This window comes from Crateriforma conspicua, from assembly GCF_007752935.1.
Classification (GTDB): domain Bacteria; phylum Planctomycetota; class Planctomycetia; order Pirellulales; family Pirellulaceae; genus Crateriforma; species Crateriforma conspicua.
This window is the reverse complement of sequence record NZ_CP036319.1, coordinates 4,146,493-4,164,457: the sequence shown is the minus strand read 5'-3', so window position 1 is coordinate 4,164,457 and position 17,965 is coordinate 4,146,493. Positions and strand designations below refer to the sequence as shown.

Genomic DNA, 17,965 nt, shown 5'->3' with positions numbered 1-17,965 from the left:
CAACGAAAAATCGAAATCCGTGAGCGAGACCAACGCGCCAACGCCGCCGACCGACATTTCGGAAAAAGAGCAACCGGTCGCCCGCAAACCGGTGGCAAAACGAGTGATCACACCGCGGTTGCGGGTGATGCTGGTGATCGTTCTGGCGTTGTTCGGAATTTTGGCCGCCAACGGTTTGTACCTAACCAGCGTGACATGGATTCAGCATTTCACCGGTCGAGTGTTGGAGGATCACTTTTATCAACTGATGTTTTTGGGGCACATCGGTTTGGGATTGTTGTTGATCGTTCCCACGTTGGTCTTTGGTTTCGCCCACATGTGGCGTGCCCGAAACCGACGCAACCGGCGTGCGGTGCGGATCGGTTACGGGTTGTTAGTCGTCGCGATCGTGATCTTGATCAGTGGCGTCTTGTTGACGCGTCTGGGCGGATTCCGGATCGTTGATCCGTCGGCCCGGCGGTTGGTGTATTGGATGCACTTGGTGGCGCCGCTGGTGGCAATCTGGCTGTATTGGCTGCATCGTCTGGTCGGTCCACGGATCAAGTGGCATGTCGGCCGACGGGTCGCGTTGGTGATCGCCGGATTCGTTGCCGTGATGGTCGGCTTTCAAGCCTCCGATGCAACGATCAGTGACGATTCGGGACCGGAAGAAGGTCGCGCGTATTTCTTGCCCTCGTTGGCCAAGACCGCGACCGGAAATTTCATCGCGTCACAGACTTTGATGAACGATGACTACTGTTTGCGGTGCCACGAAGACATTTATGACAGTTGGCTGCACAGCGCTCACAAGTTAAGCAGCTTCAATAATCCGGCCTATCGCGCCAGCGTTCGCGAAACCCGTCAAGTCGCCAGCGACCATAGCGGGACCGTCAAAGCGGCGCGTTTTTGTGCCGGGTGTCACGATCCGGTCCCGTTCTTCGCGGGCGAATTTGATAACCCCGATTATGACGACGTCGCCAACCCGACCGCGCATGCGGGGATCACGTGCGTGTCATGCCATGCGATCCAATCGATCGACAGTGATCGGGGCAACGCGGATTATACGATCGACGAGCCCAAGCATTACCCTTTCACGTACAGCGACAACGAATGGCTGCAATCGTTGAACGAATTGATGGTGCAGGCCAAGCCGGCGTTCCACAAACGTGAAATGCTGAAGCCGTTTCACAAGACGGATCAGTTCTGTGGAACCTGCCACAAGGTATTCCTGCCGGGTGAACTGACACAGTACAAGGAATTTTTGCGGGGCCAGAATCACTATGACAGCTATCTGCTAAGCGGTGTTTCCGGCCACGGTGCACGCAGCTTTTACTACCCCGAAGTCGCACAAACCAATTGCAACGGATGCCACATGCCGCCGATGGCCAGCGATGGTTTTGGGGCAAGGTATTCCGATGAATTGGAGTCGTTGGCCGTTCACAATCACCATTTTCCCAGCGCAAACAGTGCACTCAGCCACTGGTTCGGTGATACGGATGGCATCGCAGCGCACGAAAAGATCTTGAAGGGATCACTGCGGGTCGACTTGTTCGGTATTCGACGTGGCGAATCGATCGACGCGGAGTTGGTTGCGCCTTTGGGACCCGAGTTGCCCGAATTGGAGCCCGGCCAGACTTACTTGATCGAAACCGTTTTGCGGACGCTGACGTTGGGGCATCACTTCACCCAAGGAACGACTGACAGCAACCAAGTCTGGGTGGAAGTTTTGGTCCATGACGGCGACAAACTGATCGGGGCCAGTGGTCAGCGTGATGAACGCGAAGTGGTCGACCCGTGGTCGCATTTCGTCAACAACTTCATCTTGGACCGTCACGGCAACCGGATCAATCGCCGCAACGCGCAAGACATCTTCACGCCGCTGTACAACCATCAAATTCCGCCCGGTGCCGGTCAAACGATTCACTATCGATTGGATGTTCCGGAAGACGTCGGGGACACGCTGCGGATTTCGGCCCGCTTGTTGTATCGCAAGTTTGATACGGAATACTTGGACTACATTCGTGCCGACCGCGACCCGGATCGTGACCCCTTGGACTTGGGCCGGGTGGGTGATCCGAATGATTTGCCGATCATTGAAATCGCTCGTGACGAAATCACGTTGGCGATCGCCGGCGGCGACGGCACGGCGGTCGCGTCGAAGCAGTTCATTCCAACGTGGCAGCGGTTCAACGATTACGGCATCGGATTGTTGCTGAAGGGCAAAGCCGAATTGAAGCAGGCGGCCGAAGCTTTCGCGGCCGTGCAGCGAATGGGCCGGTACGACGGCCCGCTGAATTTGGCGCGTGTGCAATTCACCGAAGGCGATTTGACCGGGGCGACCGAATCCCTGGCGGTTGCGGCGACGATGGAGCCCCCGCCGCCGGCTTGGACGCACGCTTGGTTAAGCGGGATGGTGAATCGGCAACAAGGCAATTTGGAACAGGCGGCGGAAAGTCTGGAAAGCGTCTTGAACACTCGGGTGCCCAGCCGCGGATTTGATTTTTCCAAAGACTATGTGGTTCGCAATGAACTGGGGCTGGCGCTGATCGATTTGGCTCAGCGATCGGAAATCATGGGCGACGAAGATCAGGCCCAGAAGTGGTACGCCCAGGCCGAAGACCATTTCCATCAGGTGATCGACATCGACGCGGAAAACGTCACCGCCCATGCCAACTTGGCGGAGATTTATGCGGCGACGGGGCAGACCGAATCGGCCGACCGGCATCGCATTCTGCACGAGCGTTACAAGCCGGACGATAACGCGGCGGAGGTGGCGATCCCCGTCGCACGTCGCCAGTATCCGGCGGCGAACCGGGCGGCGGAAAAGGTCGTCATCTATGACCTGGGCCGAGACTTTGTGTCGCCCGGCGAAGCCGAGACGTTGACGGCGACCGGGGCCACGAGCCGTTAAGCGACCCGCCGCGGCGGCGGCGAGAAATCCTCGCGTTGGGCGCATAAAAACGGGCCGCAGCGATCCAGTCGCGCGGCCACGTTGTGTTCTTTGTGCGTCAGGTCAAGCCGGGTTAGCGGCGAGCCTTTTTGATCTTTGCGCCGCCTTGGCGGACTTTGAATTTCGGATTGCTTTTGCAAATCACGTAGATGCGCCCGCGTCGCTTGACCACCTGGCAATCCGGGTGGCGGTATTTCAGGGCGCCGATGCTGCTGACAACTTTCATCGTGTGGCCTCGGGCGTCTTTTAGAAAGGTTCTAATTTGAAGCGGCAGAGTATACCGGGATGGGGCGAAACATCAACGCCAGATCGTCTTGGGCCGCGTTTTTTCGGTTTTCGTGAGGTCCTGGGCAGTCAAAGCGACGCCCTGACCTCGCCGTGGCTGGACCCTCCCGGAGGGAGGTTGATGGAAATTCGGAGCCACGATCGGCGGCGGTTGCGGGCCGATCCGTTTTGCCAGCGTGTTTTGACGCGACACACCCGGTGGGAGATTGAACCGGAGATCTTGTTCTCGGGCTCGGTTCAGGGCCGAGGCATCAGGTGCCAGGCAGATCGCGGCGATAACGCGGGGTTTCGGCGCTGGGCAGGTCCGCGTCGTGTTCTTCTTGGAACCGGCGACGCTCCACGGCGGTGGCGTAAAACCGCAGCCAAGTTTCGTTGTCTTCGATACACCGCCACTCTAGATATTTGCCGGGCAGGTCGACCTTCTTCTCGCAGCACGGAAGAATGTCGTGGCGAATAACGCGATAAAGATCACGGTCACTAAGGTGGTCGGTGTATCGAAGAACGATGTGTTGTGAAAAAAGACGACGGATCGTTTCGGTCAACTTTTGCGACAGACGTTCATCGTCAAGCGATTCGGCCGATGGCAATTCCAATGGCGGGTGAAACCACTGGGCGATCGGCATTGCGGGGGCTCGTTCCCATGCCAGCATCGACGCCAAATACTCGTTTTCCTTGACCAGCGGCATCCGCCGGGTCGTCGGGTCGTCGATCGAATCGTCGCGGTACGGTTCAAGTTCGTCACGCAATCGGGCGTTGTCCATAAGCAGATCGACTTCGTCGAGGCTCGATCGGCTGGTTTCGCTCATATCCATCAGTGCAATGGCCCAGGTCTGGATCCCGATTCGGCTTTCTTGGCAGCATCGGGACGGAATACTCGTCGGGGCGTCGACCGGTCCGGTCGCTGGTATTACGCCCGGTCGCCGCGTCCTTTGACCCCCTGGCGACCGCTAACCAAGCTATCCGTTCGCCGGTCTTTCTCAATCGTCTTTTGAGCCAAAGTGGGCACGGAGACGAAAAATCAGGGGCCCGATCCTGCCCCGATTGTTACAAGCCGAACTGTTTATCAGTGTCGCGTGGGCTTTGGGCGGTTGAGCGAAACTTTGCCGACGACGCATTTCCGCAGTTGCGTGAACAGCGCTAGGCAGGAACCGTCGGACCGGCTTTCCCGACGCACAGTCGGCGGTACAGATCGGCGTGGCGCCGGACCATCGATTCAACCGTAAATTCCTGTTCAATCCGTTGCCGGCCGGCGGCGCCCAAACGTTCGGCTTCCTGGGAATCGTCCAGCAAGGCCAGCGTTTGGCGTGCAAAGTCGGCGGTGTCGCCCAGCTTGACCAGCCAACCGGTTTCACCGTGCACGACCAAGTCGACGTTGCCCGGGATGTTGGATGCCACCACGGGAACGCCCGCTTGCATCGCTTCGATCACCGCGTTGCTTTGGCCTTCGTATTCGCTGGCGATCCAAAACACATCGGCGTGCGGCAGCAACTGGGCGACGTCGTCGTGTTGACCGGCAAACCAGACGCGATCCGGGCGCGTGACGGCATCGCGATGCCGTAACAATTCCCCACGTTGCGGACCATCACCGATGATCACCAGTGTGGTGTCTTCGCGGACGGTGGCGACCAGTTCGGCGGCCCAAATCAAATCGCGGTAACGCTTTTGCGGCCACAGACGTCCGACGGCCAAGATCAACCGGCGGCTGGGATCGATTCCCAGACGATCCAATGCTTCGTCGCGGCTGATGTCGTCGACGTGGCGAGGCGGGATGCCGTTGGGAATGACGACGAACTTATTGGCATCGATGGCGTGGCCGGCGTAAAAGTCCACGACGCCTTGGCTGTTGGTGGTGATCGCATCGGACCGTTTGGCAAGCACGCGATCGATCGCCAAGTGACGCCAGCCTTTCCACGGATCGACGCAACGTTCGCTGGCCACAATCGACGGGACGCCGGCCAGGATGGCCGCGGCGCGACCGAAGCTGTTGGCGGCAAAGATCCATGTGTGGGCCACGTCGGGCCGGAATGCTTGCAGCGCCTTTTTCAGTCGCCAAAGAGCCGTCGGGTCCGCTTTGAATCGTTTGCCGATCAGCGTCACGGGAATCCCGGCGTCCTGCAGATCGGCCAGTCGTGGACCACCGCGGGTCAGCAAAAACACATGCACATCAAAAGCATCATGGTCCAGCCCCGATGCCAGTAAGCACAATTGCTTTTCGGCGCCGCCACGGTCCATCGTGGGAATGATCAGGGCGACGCGGATTCGACGCTTTTCGCTATGACTGGCGTTCATCGGGTGACGTCTCCTGATCCCGATGTGACCGTCCCGCCGGAGTTTCCGTTGGGCCCGTCGCGGCGTGATTCCACGTCGGCGCCGGTCGAGCGTTGTTGCGGCGTCGGTGCGGACGCCGACGACCTGCCGGTCCGATCGGCACACAATTGACCAGCCAAATCTGCGACTTGATCGACGACCGCTTGGTAAGGATGTCGGCGGATGATTTGTCGATACCAATCGCGACCATCGGAAACGTGTCCACCCGCATCGTTCCGGCGATCCGAAACGGCCGATTCTTTGTCGGGGGATAGCGACGCGACGATTCGATTCATCTGTTGTTTGAAGGCTTGTCGAAACGGCTTCTGCGATTCGGTACTTGCAAACCAGGCAATCGATTCTTGATCCGTATCGTCGGGGATACCGGACGCGGTCACCGCGTGGATCTCCGGTGCAACGCCCAGTCGCTGGCGATTGTCGGTCGAATCACAGACGACCATCGGCATCGCATGAGAAACGGCCATCGGCAAAAAGTAGTCGCCGCCTTGTGAGTCCAACTGCAAGTACAAATCGGCGGCCGCGAATACGTCATCCAAGCAGGCAAACGACCCGGGCATGGCAACCGCATGTCGGACACCGTTGGCCTTCAAGTCTTGGTGCATCAAGTCACGAGCCGGACCATCGCCGATCATCCACAAACGCATGCGAGGGTAACGTCCGATCATCCAGAAAGCGTTTTCCACGGCCAAGAGCATTCCGCTGTGATGGGTCATCGATCCGATGCACAAGGCGACCGGTACGTCGGGATCCGCGGCCATGTCCAGGTTGGCCAGCCCCAGTGAAGTGCGTGCTTCGCGGCGGCGAACTGCGTTGGCAGGACACAACGAAGTGAATCCGGCGGCACGACGGACGATGGCGTCGGCGGGGCAACCGTCGACGATCAGCCGACGATGGGAATCGGCCGTGGGGGCCAGGATGCGATCGGCTTGCATCGCCGAGCGATAGACTTTTTGATTCCATCGTGAACGGGTCGCCCATTGGTGGTCGGCGTTCCAATCGGATCCCGCATCGGTGACGATGCAGGGGATTTGCAGTGCGGACGCTGCGTCGACGCCCGCGCTGGCTTCTTCACGCATTGAATCGACCACGATGGCGTCAAAGTGGCTGCCGTGCTGGGTGATCCACGATGACAGTTGGCGGGTGTATCGGGCGTATCCCCAGTCGCGGCGGGGCAACGTCACGGGGCGATGCACCGAAAAACGATCCCAGCGGCATCGCGGGGTCCATGACGTCGAGTGCTTGGGCGTGACGACTTCCACGTGGATCCCTTGTCGCGCCAGACCGGACGCCAAACGCAACAGCGCCATTGCGCTGTCGTGTGACCCATGGGGCCAGAAATGCCGGCCCATCAACAGGATCCGGATCGGTCGGTTCACGATTTCGCTTCCGCCGCGGTCGCTTCAATCTCCTCCGGTTCCAAGACCGCCAGGTAAGGCAGGTTGCGGTACATGTCCAGATAATCCAGCCCGTATCCGACGACGAATTCGTCGGGGATTTGAAACGCCACATAATCCGGACGCAGCGACGTGATGTGTTCCCGTTGCTTGTGCAGCAGCACCGCCGTACGGACCGAACGGGCCCCCATTTCTTGCATCACGCCGCACAGGCGATCCAGCGTCTTGCCGGTGTCAAAGATGTCATCGACCAGCAACACGTCGCGGTCAGCCACATCAATCAACATGCCCGAATCGACGTGCAAGTCGCCCGACTGGGTGCCGCCGCGATAACTGGACGCCTGGATCACGCCGACCCGCTGGGGCATCGACAAACGGCGGATCAGATCAGCGAACAAGACCAGCGATCCGGTCATCACCGCGACGACCGTCAGCGCCGAACGGCCATAGTCACGGTCGATCCGTGATGCCAAGTCTTCCACGCCCTGCTTCAGCTGGTCTTCGTCCAACAAGATGCGCATTGCCAAAGGCCTTCGGTGGGGAAAAGAGAGCTTCGTCGAGTGGGTGAATTGGCGGCGGTGACAGCGATTCGGTTTCGCAGGGATTGCATCGAGGGCATCGCATCGCCGCCCGATTGGCATTTTGGGCAATCTGGAGACAACGTGACTGTCCTGCCAGATGAACCGGACATGCGGGCCGCCGAGATCCGAATTTAGCACTTGGCGAAGGAGTTCGGCACCTCCCGGGAAATGGCATCGCACGCCCGATCTGGGCGCGGCTCGCCGGAATCCGGCACGGCTCGCCGCCGTTCAACGGCCGTGCACCGTCAATGGTGCCACCGACGGTTCGCCGACGATCCACTTTGGCAATCTTTCGCGATCAATCGCATGACCAATTCACAACGACTGGCAATGATCCGCAACGCCCTAACGGCGTGGATCCGTCAACAGCCTGACGCGCCAGGATCGGTTCGCCGGCCCGATGAAAGCACAACGTCGGGTGACCCGTCCGCGACCGGGCCGGGGGGCGGCGTGATTCGGTTCGCTGAATCGATGGTGATCCGTGAAGGGTTCTTTTGTGGCCGGCGCTTGGCGTACGCCGATTGGGTCGCGGTTTGGTTCATGGAAGAAGACCAGGTGAAAATCACTTCGGCCGACACCGCAATGCGTTTGGAAACCTGGACACCGGAAGACATCGACCACTGGGCCGCCAGCTTCGAAGCGACGACCGAGCCGGCCATGGAACTGAAGCTGCTGGCGATGTCGACGGCGGACTCGGCTGAGCCTGACGCGGCCGCTACCGGCCAGGCTCAGACGCCGGATCAATCCGACCAGTCGGTCCAGGACGATCATTCGGAACGTCGCGCCGCCTGAACGGGTTTTCAGTCGGGGTTCATGCGAAACGACTCGGCGACGAAACGGGCGGGGTAATCTATCTTTACGGCGCCGCAACCATGCCATCGACGCATCCGAAACCTCCCTGCGACTGATCTGTCGTGGGTGTTTCGGTATCGGCCCGTGACCTTCCCGATTCTGGCCCAGCGAATTGTCTGAATACTGGAACTATCTGCTTGATGCGGTGCGACGGCCCCGCGAACAGCTGACTCGTGGCCAGCACCAGGTCCGCTATGCGTGGGATCTGGCGATCCACTGCGGCCGACAATTGAATCGGCACCGCGCCGAAGGCATGGCGGCGGAGCTGACGTACCGCACGATTTTTTCGTTGATCCCGGTCGTTGTGCTGGGGTTGGTCATGTTCCGCGTCTTTGGCGGTTTGGAAGACGTCCAGAACCGCGTCGAGAATCAGCTGTACTCGTTCTTCGGCGTCCCCGAAATTCCGGAAGACTATATCCAGCGACCGGCTGGCGACGCGGATTCCGACGTCGACGTCCAAGAATCGGATCGTCAGAAAAACGACGATCAGGAAGCTGCCGATCAGGAAACCGTTGACGCCACGTTGCTGCCCGCCAGGGAATTGGTCGACGTCGATCCGACGGACGATCCGATCGATCCAGCAGCCACGGTTGCCGATGACGTCCAGTTGCCTCCCAAGTCCGACTTGATTGATGGCGAATCCGCGGCCAAAGGCGATGACGACGAATCGGGTTCGGACGAAGCACCTGGCGACGATGATGTTCCAGACGATCCGCTTGTGGCCCAGTCCGACGACCAGTCCAGGCCGATATCGGGCGCTGGCGACGTAGCCACCCTTCCGACGGACATCGTTGCGACCGAGCCTGGTGCGTCCAATGATTCCACCGGAAACGACGAAGCGGTGGAGGACGAATCGGATCCCGCGGACAAAACCGACGAGCGTGAAACAGCGCTGCGAACACGTGCCAGCATTCGCAAGACGCTTCACGAAGTGACCAGCAAGATCGCGACCGTCGATTTCGCTTCGGTCGGTGTGTTCGGTTTGTTGTTGTTTGTCTATGCGGCCATCGCGTTGGCTGATTCGGTCGAACACTTGTTCAATCGCATCTACGACGCACCCAGCAAGCGTCCGATCCACATCCGCGTGGCGATCCATTGGTCGATCATCACGTTGGGCAGCGGACTGTTGGCGATGAGCCTGTATTTATCGGGCCAATTGATCGCGTGGGTGGGCAACGTCGATTGGGTCGGCGGCAGTGCGGGCATGGCCGCGGTGGTGTTGAATCACTTGTTGTCGATGCTGGCCAGTTGGGTGTTGATGTTCTTGCTGTACGCATTGATGCCCAACACCCATGTTTCGGTCCGAGCGGCGGCGGCCGGAGCGGCAGTCAGTGCATTGATGTGGGAAGCGGCCAAGTTCGGCTTTCGGGTTTATGTCGCCAAAGCGGTTCCCTATTCGGCACTGTATGGATCGCTGGGGCTGATTCCGTTGTTCCTGTTTTGGATCTATGTCACGTGGCTGATCGTCTTGTTCGGGCTGATCCTGACCTACACGCTGCAGATGCTGAACGGTCGGCCGCTAAGCCGTGATGATCGGGAACGGGATGAATTACCCGCCGGTGATCCGGATTGGATGCTGCCGATCATGACGGAGGTCGCTGCGGCGTTTCAGGACGGACGTGTCGTCGGGCGACAAGAGTTGGCGGATCGGCTGGGTTTGTCCAGTCGAGTGGTCCGCGAGTTGGAACAGTGGCTGGTCGAAGGCGGCATGCTGCGACACGTCAGCGGCGGCGCGGGCGAAGACATGGCGCTGACGTTGGCCAAGCCGGCGGAAAAAATCTCGATCGCCCAGATCTTGGATTTGGCCCACGAGCACCGTCCCACCAGTACCCATCCGGCCTGGAAAACCCTGGCAAATCTGAAGCGAGCCGAGCGAACGGCGGCGGGCGACAAGAAACTTGTCGATCTTTTGACCTTTTCGCTCAAGTCCTAAATTTGGTACGGGAAACTCCGCAGGACCACGAACCCTCGCAAAGGAATGCGAACGATGAAACGCTTTGGCGTTCAGATTGCTGCCGGTGCCACCACGATTCTTCTGGGAGCGCTCGCCGCTGCTCAGGCCCAGAAAGATTCCAGCGGAACCAACGAATCCGATTGGGATGTTCCCGACCAAACGGAAATGCGTGCGCCGACCACCGCGATCGCGATGGCCGATTTGCAGCCGATTGATGGACCGTCGACCGCCAACGACGCCACGACATCGCCATGGTCGGGTGGCAACGTGATGCAAGTCGCGCATAACGAACCGGTCGACCCCGCGTCACAAGACGGTGGCAACGCATCCGCAGCGGGTTTCAATGTTTCGTTTGATCCCGCGGGTGCCGAAATCGCCGACACCCCGGCAGCGGATGTCCAGGACGCTGCTCGATCGCTGGCCCAAGGTGCCGCGTCGATGTTCTCGGTCAGCCCGCCGACCTTTGCCGAATCCGATACCGATCCCGAGGCATCCGCTGCGTCCGACTTGGCCGCGGAAGCAACGGCGTCGGCCGCCGAAGCATTCAGCCAGCCCGCGGCGGAAGATTTCCCCGAACCACCGGCCGGCGGATTCCCCGAGCCTGCCGCCGGAACCGGTCTGCAAATGCCGACCCTTGGTGATTTCCAACCAGCCGAGGTTGCCGGGTCGCCGGGCGATTTTGTGCCAGAACCCGCCGCCGCATCGATGGCCGCTGGCGATGCCTCGCCGGTTCCCGAACCCATGGAAATGGCGGCACCCCCGACGGCTGATCCGGCACAGGTGGGTGGCTTCGCGGCCGATGCGTCCGCGTACGGTTCGTTTGCACCCGCCGGCGATTTCGCCGACCCGCAATCAGTGCCTCCGTCCAACGGGCTTCGCGAAGCCGCCGCTGATGCCAGCCAGCTGCAACCTCTGCCCGCCATGGCCGCCGCATCCCAGGATGCCGCCCCTGAAGACACCGCACCCCAGCCGCAGGCTTTCGACGTACAACCCCAAGGATTCGCCGACTCGGGCGCCGGTTCGTTTGCGGACGCTGCGGCGACGCGTTCACCAGAACCGTCGGCTGCGTCGCCCGCAGGCAATGGGCTGATGCAGTCCGAACCACCGACCTTTGCCCAGCAATCACCTGCCCAGCAAACGCCTGCCCAGCCTTCGTCCGCTGCTGCCGCTTACGACGCGGCGACTGCGGCAAGCCAGGCCGATTCTTATGCGGCCAACGCTGGTGGCGCGGCCATGGGATTTGGTGCCAACAATGCGGCACCGACATCCTATGATTTGCCGGCCCAATCATCGAACATGTCGGCGCCGCCGACGCAAAGTGCCGGCAATGGTTATGGCATGCCCGCGTCGGCACAAATGCGAAACCAGAACCCGCCGGCCGCCGGCGGATTCAACGCGTCAACCCTGCCGACCGATTCCGCTCAAGTTGCCGCCGGCACACCGGGCGACCGCCGCTTTGATGGCGTGCAGACGCCCAGCGTTGTGATCCACAAGCGTGCACCCGCCGAAGTCCGCGTCGGCCAGCCGGCATCGTTTTCGATCACCGTGCGAAACGTCGGTTCGGTCGAAGCCTTGGACGTTCGCGTTCACGATCAAGTCCCACAAGGCATGGAACTGGTCGACGCGATGCCCGGCCCCACCATGTCCGGCGACGGGCGATTGTTGTGGCAATTGGGCAGCCTGGAACCGGGCGGCGAGCAGACGATTACCCTGCAACTGATGCCGCGACAGGAAGGCGAACTGGGCAGCGTGGCCCGCGTCACCTTCGAAGCCGCCGCGTCGGTACGCACCCGCAGCACACGTCCCCAATTGGAAATCGTCCAACGGGCGCCGCAACAGGTCTTGATCGGCCAACAAGTCGAAATCGAACTGGAGGTCAGCAACCCGGGATCCGGTGCCGCCGAAAATATCATCATCCAAGAAGACGTTCCCGAACAATTGCAGCACCGAAACGGTCGCCAGTTGGACAACCGAATCGGCGTGCTGCAGCCCGGCGAAACTCGACGCGAATTGCTGCGGATGACCGCCGTCAAACCCGGCATGGTTCGCAACCTGGTCCGGGTCCGAGGCGACAACGGTTTGGAATCCCAACATGCGGTCGATCTGCAAGTCATTGCTCCGCAACTGCAGGTCGCATTGAACGGTCCGAAACTGCGATTCCTGGAACGCCAGGCGACCTACAACATTCGCTTGGCCAACGCGGGAACCGCCGACGCGCATAACGTCCAACTGGTCGCCCAGTTGGATCGCGGGTTCCAGTTCGTCAGCACGATCAACCAGGGACAATACGACCCCAATCGCCACGCGGTGATCTGGTCACTGGCCCAGTTGCCCGCCGGCGAAGAAGGCGAAATCGAATTGACGCTGTTGCCGATCGAAGAAGGCGAACAAGCGTTACGGTTGGAAGCCGTCAGTGACCTTTCCGAAGCCGCCGTGGAACAGTCGGTCGTGTCGGTCCAGTCGCTGGCCGAACTGACCTTCCAAATCGCCGACACCGCCGATCCGATCGAACAGGCGGGTGAAACCACCTATGAAATCCGTGTCACCAACACAGGGTCACGCGATGACGCCAACGTGCAAGTCCAGTTGCAAATCCCACGCGGCATGCAGTTAATCGCTGCCGAGGGCGACGCGCAAAGCGATAACAATGGCAACGTTTACTTCAACAAGATCCCGCGTCTGGACGCCGGCCAAGAACAGGTTTACCGCGTCAAAGTGCGTGGGCTGCAAGCCGGACGCCACTTGATCAAGGCGATCGTGGTCAGTGAACAATCCAGTGTGCCGGTGACCAAGGAAGAAAGCACGATGGTGTACGCGGACCGCTAGTCGGTTTGGCGGTATCTATTTCACCAAACGCGGGCGAATCCAACGCAACAGATCACCCGCGTCGCCGTCACCCATGTCGTCGACAAGTAATTGCACCCGAGAAACGTCGGCCGTCGGGACATCAAAACCGACCGCCGATGAATCGGTCAACTCTTGTTCCCAGACCCGCTGGCCGTCACACAGAATCGCCGCTTTGACGCGTCCGCCACGCAGAACTTGCTGGTGACGTCGGACGGTTCCCACCAAGCGGCTGACATCGGGATCGACGCGGTATTCCAGCGACGATTGGGCAGGGATCAACAGGTCTTGTTCCTGGTCAACCGCCGGACCTAGCCAAGCGTCCAACGCCGCGGTGACGTCCGCCGATGACGATTCGGGCAGGCTGGAACCAAAACGACGCTGGGCCGGTTCCAAGGTCGCCAACAACGTGCTGCCGCCCGCCCAATCGATGCGTTTCAGTTGGTCGATGGGAAACCGATGATTGGTGCCGGATCCCAAATCCAACGAAAGTTGGTCGTCGCCGTTGTCCAGTCGAACCGACCGAACCAGCCAAGTCGAACCATAGGCGTTGACCACGCGAATCGGTGCGGACGCCGGATCCGGTTCGGCGGAACCGCCCAGAATGATGCCTTCCAGTTTTTCGACCGGCGCGTCGACTTCCGATCCGTCCAGATCAACTTTCACCGCCGCCGGGCTGATCGACAAAACGATGCCGCGGATCGAATCGATTTGGTCCCCTTCACGACGCACGGCAATCAAGTCACCGCGACCTTCGCTTTCAAACAACCCCAACCACTTCGGGTCCGTTCCCGGTGATGCGCGGCGAAAGCGGATGGATCGGACATCGGTCAACGGGATCCGAAAATCGTCCTGGCGTCGCGGCTGAATCACCAACTGATCGTCGTCGGTGCTGACCTGTTGTGCCGCGATCTCCGACCCGTTGCGAAGCGTGACTCGGATGGTCGGCCCCGTTCGCGATTCGGTTTGTGCCGGGACCAGCGATTCCACGTCATCCAACGCGACGGCACCACCGGGATCCAGGTTCACTTCCACCACGCCGATCGACAGCAAGGTCCCCGTACGCGTTCCGCCGTCACTGGTTCCGAGCGTCACCTCCGTTGCCGGAGCCGTCAGGAAGGAGGTGCAAACGAAAAGCAGAAAAGCAATCAAACGCATGGGCACGGTCAACACGGTCGGTCATTGGGCAAGGACGGTGCGGGGCGACACCGAACCCGAATCGATCCGGCGACCCACCATCAAGAACTACGCATTTCATTGGACGTCGGGCGCGGCGGATTCGCAAGCCACGCGCCGGATCGTTCGATCGCCCGCCGACGTGCAATGGATGACGGCATACAATGGATGACGGGGGATTCACGCACAGCGTGACCTACCGGGACATCAATTCGCTGATCAGTCGGTGCATTTCCGTCCGGCGTTTGTCGTAATCCGCGGCGTCCAGTTGCCGGGCGGCATCATCGACCACCGGTCCGGTTTGACGAAGCGATTCCAGAAATCGTTTGGCCCGATCGACCGTGGCCTTCTTGTCCGGTCCGGCTCGTTCGATGGCATGTTCCAGCGTGACGACATAGCGGTGGTCGGTGACGCCTTCACGAAGGTTTTCCCAATCCAGCGTGCTTAACATCTGTGGGCGACTGGGATGCGGGGCCGCCAAGGCAAAGAACGGGGCGATCCGGTCGCCTTCGCGGACGCCGACCATCGCGTCCTGGTCACCCCAGTAATACGTCCAATGCATTTGCGAATGCACCGGGGTTTGCCATAACCAGTATCCGTTGACCAGCCGCGCGTATTCCGGCGTGATGCTGGTGCGGATGATGTTGTAATAGGCGAACGGCACGTCGCCGCTTGCGTCGATGCGTTGGCGAAGCTGATCGTAAGAATGGTTTTCTTCGGACGACCACAGGTCCAAGTTGCGTCCATGAAAGAACGGGACATCGACCAACGGTTCGACGCGATCCCATTTTTCGACGTCTCGCGGATCAAAGGTCAGACCGATCGGATTGTCCGTGTATTGCCTTACGATCTTGGCGGTGTAAATCCACGGTTCCAAACGCTGGCCGATGAAGACTTCGTCGCTCCAGAACAGCACCAGACTGTTTGCGGGCAAACCGAATTGCTTTTCCAAGTCCGCAACCGCGGCGACGCCCCGCTGAACCGCTTCGCGAAACTCCGTTTCTTTGGCTTTCAACGATTCGATATCGATGGCGTGACGGTCCAGAAATTCCACGCCCAGAACCTGAGCCAATTGTTCCACTGAGAACTTGATCGAATACGGCGGCTTCATTCCGTACTGTTGCTGCAGTCGCAGCGACTGTTCGGCCGCCCTGGTTACCGGTTTGCCATCGGAACCAAATGAAATCCCGGCCCAGTAATGCATGGTGGTCGCTTGGTGATCAGCCATGTCTTGCATGACGACCGATTCCCATTGCGGCCCCGCTTGGAAAAGCGATCCCTTGGAGATGTTCAGAAAGGCACCGGCGCGTTTGTCAGGCGATCGCAGTTCAAAATCACCGACACGCAGCGAAACGGGCAACGTCGCGACCGATTGATCGGCGGACCGAAGCGTCAATTGGCCGGTGTACGTTCCCGCCGGCGCGTCGGCGGGAACATCGATCGTGCCCACCAACAAACGAAGTTGTCCGGACGAGAGCGTCGCCGGTGGTTCGTCCCACAGGAAACGCCACACGAACACCGCGTCGTCTTGGGGACCCTGGTAATGGACCGGCTGAAGCATCCGCTGAACCCACCGCACGGCGAGGTCGGTTGATCCGATCACCGATTCGTTGGATTTCAATTCCGAAAGCTGGATCGATGGCGATGCCAAGTCTTGATGAACTAGCGCCGACACCGCGAACGCTTTGGTTTCGCCCCTGGCCGCGATCAATTCCATCGAAGTGATCTGCGGCGACGGCTGATCCATGTCGGGCGGTTCAGTCAGGCTTGCCGACAACCATTGTGCAGCCCGGGCTTGATCCGGTGCCGGCATGTCGCACGCAACGCGGAACGGGTCGCGTCGCTCGATTTGAATCGGCGCGATGTTTTCAAAGTCACGTTTGACCGATACGTCGCCCTGCATTGGTTCGTGCAACGGCGATATCACGGCGAACCGGTGCGTCCCGATCGCCACGTCTTCGAAACGAAAAACGCCGTCGGCGTTGGTGCGTTCGATCCGCCCCATCGCATTGATCGGAATGCCCGCCAGCGGTTTGCCGTTCGTGTCCAGTACCGTTCCTTTGACTGTCGACAACGTGTCAGCGGCGGCGGATGACGGATCGACGAAGCGAAACCAACCGAATCGATCGGGGTGATGGAAATCACCACCGGTGTACGACCAAGCGTTCCAGTTGCGGGTTCCGGGGACTTCGGCGCGGCACACGTTGGCGGCCCAAGTCGAACTTTGCAGTGGCTTTGCCGCGCCCAAAGCATCCAATGGGATTGCCGCTTCGACGGTCCAGTAATCAAAGTCGATGTGTCCGGCGATTTCGACGTCGCTGGGAACCCACGGGACTTCGTTGTCACGCCCGTTCCATTTCCGTGTGACCAGCCCACCCTTGGGATTCATGGTGATCTGAAAGTACGTGCCGGATGCGGGATCAGGCTGCAGGAACAGGTCGATGCAATCATGGTTGTGGATCGACAGATCGTTTCGCCGGTCCGATCCATGACGGTGCGATTCTTGACCCGTTTCGACCGCGCGGGCAAAGAAATAGATCGCATCGGCATCGCGGGTGACTTGGAAAGTCGTCGTCGGGGATGATTTGCCGCCGTCGATGCTTCGGACCAGCGACAGGGGACGGACGGACTGCCAACCGGCGTCATCGGATCGGCCGTCGATCGTCAGTGGACCGCTTGTCGGGCGGATGCCGATTTGTGGTCGTGCTTTGTCGACCGTCGGTGATGACAGGGCGACCCATTGGGTGGTCGGTTTGTCGGGTTCGCTTTGACCCCGTGCGGTGTCGTTGTAAAACGCGGCGCTGTCAAAAGCGATGGTTCCCTGGTCGTACAGAAAGACCGACAGATTGACGCGATCCACGTTACTGTTGGGGTTCACCGTGAAGGTGTAGGTCGCCGATGTCCAAGCGTCCGTGTTGGTCGATTTGTCACGAGTGTCGTGATAGACGTAGTACTTTCCGTCCGGATCATTCACCGTCGCGTTGCCATCGGCGTCGTGAAAGATGACACGCAGTGAAGGCGTCGTACGGCTGGGTTCCATCGCAGCCAATTGGCGGCGATAGCTGATTTGGAAACGGTACGTGCAACCGCGATAGACCTTGACGCTGCGGCGTGGGCTGAAGGAAATCGTTTGCGACTGATCGCTTCGGATTTGCACGTGTTGTTGGCCGTCCAAGGAATCTTGTCGGATCCATTGATAGTCTTCGTACGGTTCCGATTTCCATTCGTTTTTGGCCACTTGGTGCGCGACTTTGGGCGGCGTCCACTGGTCCCAGCCGTCTTCAAAGCTGGGGTTCGCAATCAGGTTTTCCGTTTGCTGTAACGCTTCGGCGGGAAGCTTCGACAGATCGGGTTGATCCGCTGATGCGAGGGTGGAGGTGCAAAGCAGAAGCCAGACGATGCATGCCAAAAAGGGTTGTCGGCGCCGGTCATCAAGTTGTCGCATGACGGGAGCATTGGGAGTCAAAGGGGGAGGGGGGATGTGGGGCGGGGACGGTGCCAACGCTTGATCGGTTGGCAACCGCACCAGCGCATTTTAAGCCCGCAAGGGATGTCCATGGTGGCGGTCATTGCGACCCACCGGCGCACGAAAAAACGCCGACCAGCGTTGTGCTGATCGGCG

11 protein-coding genes are annotated in these 17,965 nt (G+C 60.0%); 4 read left to right on the top strand and 7 right to left on the bottom strand.

Annotated elements, in window-relative coordinates:
• The first annotated feature begins 19 nt into the window (after positions 1-19).
• The gene (locus tag Mal65_RS15180) at positions 20-2,890 is read left to right on the top strand and encodes a multiheme c-type cytochrome (protein ID WP_231131145.1); all 2,871 of its coding nucleotides are present in this window, start codon (positions 20-22) and stop codon (positions 2,888-2,890) included.
• 112 nt (positions 2,891-3,002) lie between these two features.
• Here the strand turns inward: Mal65_RS15180 and ykgO are convergent, their stop codons facing one another.
• From ykgO to hpt, 5 genes are all read right to left on the bottom strand, one after another.
• Positions 3,003-3,155 (bottom strand): type B 50S ribosomal protein L36, encoded by a 153-nt coding sequence (gene ykgO, locus Mal65_RS15175; RefSeq protein ID WP_145299243.1) that lies wholly within the window; start codon positions 3,153-3,155, stop codon positions 3,003-3,005.
• 310 nt (positions 3,156-3,465) lie between these two features.
• Positions 3,466-4,026: a hypothetical protein gene (locus Mal65_RS15170; RefSeq protein WP_196784193.1), complete on the bottom strand. Its 561-nt coding sequence runs from the start codon at positions 4,024-4,026 to the stop codon at positions 3,466-3,468.
• Between the two features lie 325 nt (positions 4,027-4,351).
• Positions 4,352-5,473, bottom strand: a complete 1,122-nt coding sequence (locus Mal65_RS15165; protein WP_145304949.1) for a glycosyltransferase family 4 protein — start codon at positions 5,471-5,473, stop codon at positions 4,352-4,354.
• Between the two features lie 26 nt (positions 5,474-5,499).
• Positions 5,500-6,918, bottom strand: a complete 1,419-nt coding sequence (locus Mal65_RS15160) for a glycosyltransferase (RefSeq protein ID WP_145299237.1) — start codon at positions 6,916-6,918, stop codon at positions 5,500-5,502.
• A complete protein-coding gene (hpt, locus tag Mal65_RS15155) occupies positions 6,915-7,457 on the bottom strand; it encodes a hypoxanthine phosphoribosyltransferase (RefSeq protein ID WP_145299234.1) in 543 nt (180 codons plus the stop codon). The genes Mal65_RS15160 and hpt overlap by 4 nt, the downstream gene beginning before the upstream one ends.
• Positions 7,458-7,823: 366 nt before the next feature.
• Here hpt and Mal65_RS15150 point away from each other — a divergent pair, with 366 nt between their 5' ends.
• The 3 genes from Mal65_RS15150 (at position 7,824) to Mal65_RS15140 (ending at position 13,149) form a co-directional block, all read left to right on the top strand.
• Entirely contained in the window at positions 7,824-8,309 is a 486-nt protein-coding gene (locus Mal65_RS15150; RefSeq protein ID WP_145299231.1) for a hypothetical protein, read from the top strand.
• Positions 8,310-8,481: 172 nt separating this feature from the next.
• Positions 8,482-10,302, top strand: coding sequence for a YhjD/YihY/BrkB family envelope integrity protein (locus tag Mal65_RS15145; RefSeq protein WP_145299228.1), 1,821 nt, complete (start codon positions 8,482-8,484; stop codon positions 10,300-10,302).
• Positions 10,303-10,356: 54 nt separating this feature from the next.
• Positions 10,357-13,149 carry a DUF11 domain-containing protein gene (locus Mal65_RS15140; RefSeq protein WP_165701300.1) on the top strand — a complete coding sequence of 931 codons (2,793 nt, stop codon included), beginning with the start codon at positions 10,357-10,359 and terminating at the stop codon, positions 13,147-13,149.
• Between the two features lie 15 nt (positions 13,150-13,164).
• Here Mal65_RS15140 and Mal65_RS15135 read toward each other — a convergent pair whose 3' ends face one another.
• Complete coding sequence (locus tag Mal65_RS15135; protein ID WP_165701299.1) at positions 13,165-14,340, bottom strand: NPCBM/NEW2 domain-containing protein; 1,176 nt, start codon at positions 14,338-14,340, stop codon at positions 13,165-13,167.
• A gap of 199 nt (positions 14,341-14,539) precedes the next feature.
• Complete coding sequence (locus Mal65_RS15130) at positions 14,540-17,788, bottom strand: sugar-binding protein (protein WP_145299220.1); 3,249 nt, start codon at positions 17,786-17,788, stop codon at positions 14,540-14,542.
• Between the last annotated feature and the right edge of the window lie 177 nt (positions 17,789-17,965).

Coding starts and splice junctions, on each gene's coding strand:
- ykgO (WP_145299243.1), bottom strand. CDS start 3,155: ATGAAAGTTGTCAGCAGCATCGGCGCCCTGAAATACCGCCACCCGGAT.
- Mal65_RS15170 (WP_196784193.1), bottom strand. CDS start 4,026: ATGGATATGAGCGAAACCAGCCGATCGAGCCTCGACGAAGTCGATCTG.
- hpt (WP_145299234.1), bottom strand. CDS start 7,457: ATGCGCATCTTGTTGGACGAAGACCAGCTGAAGCAGGGCGTGGAAGAC.
- Mal65_RS15150 (WP_145299231.1), top strand. CDS start 7,824: ATGACCAATTCACAACGACTGGCAATGATCCGCAACGCCCTAACGGCG.
- Mal65_RS15140 (WP_165701300.1), top strand. CDS start 10,357: ATGAAACGCTTTGGCGTTCAGATTGCTGCCGGTGCCACCACGATTCTT.
- Mal65_RS15130 (WP_145299220.1), bottom strand. CDS start 17,788: ATGCGACAACTTGATGACCGGCGCCGACAACCCTTTTTGGCATGCATC.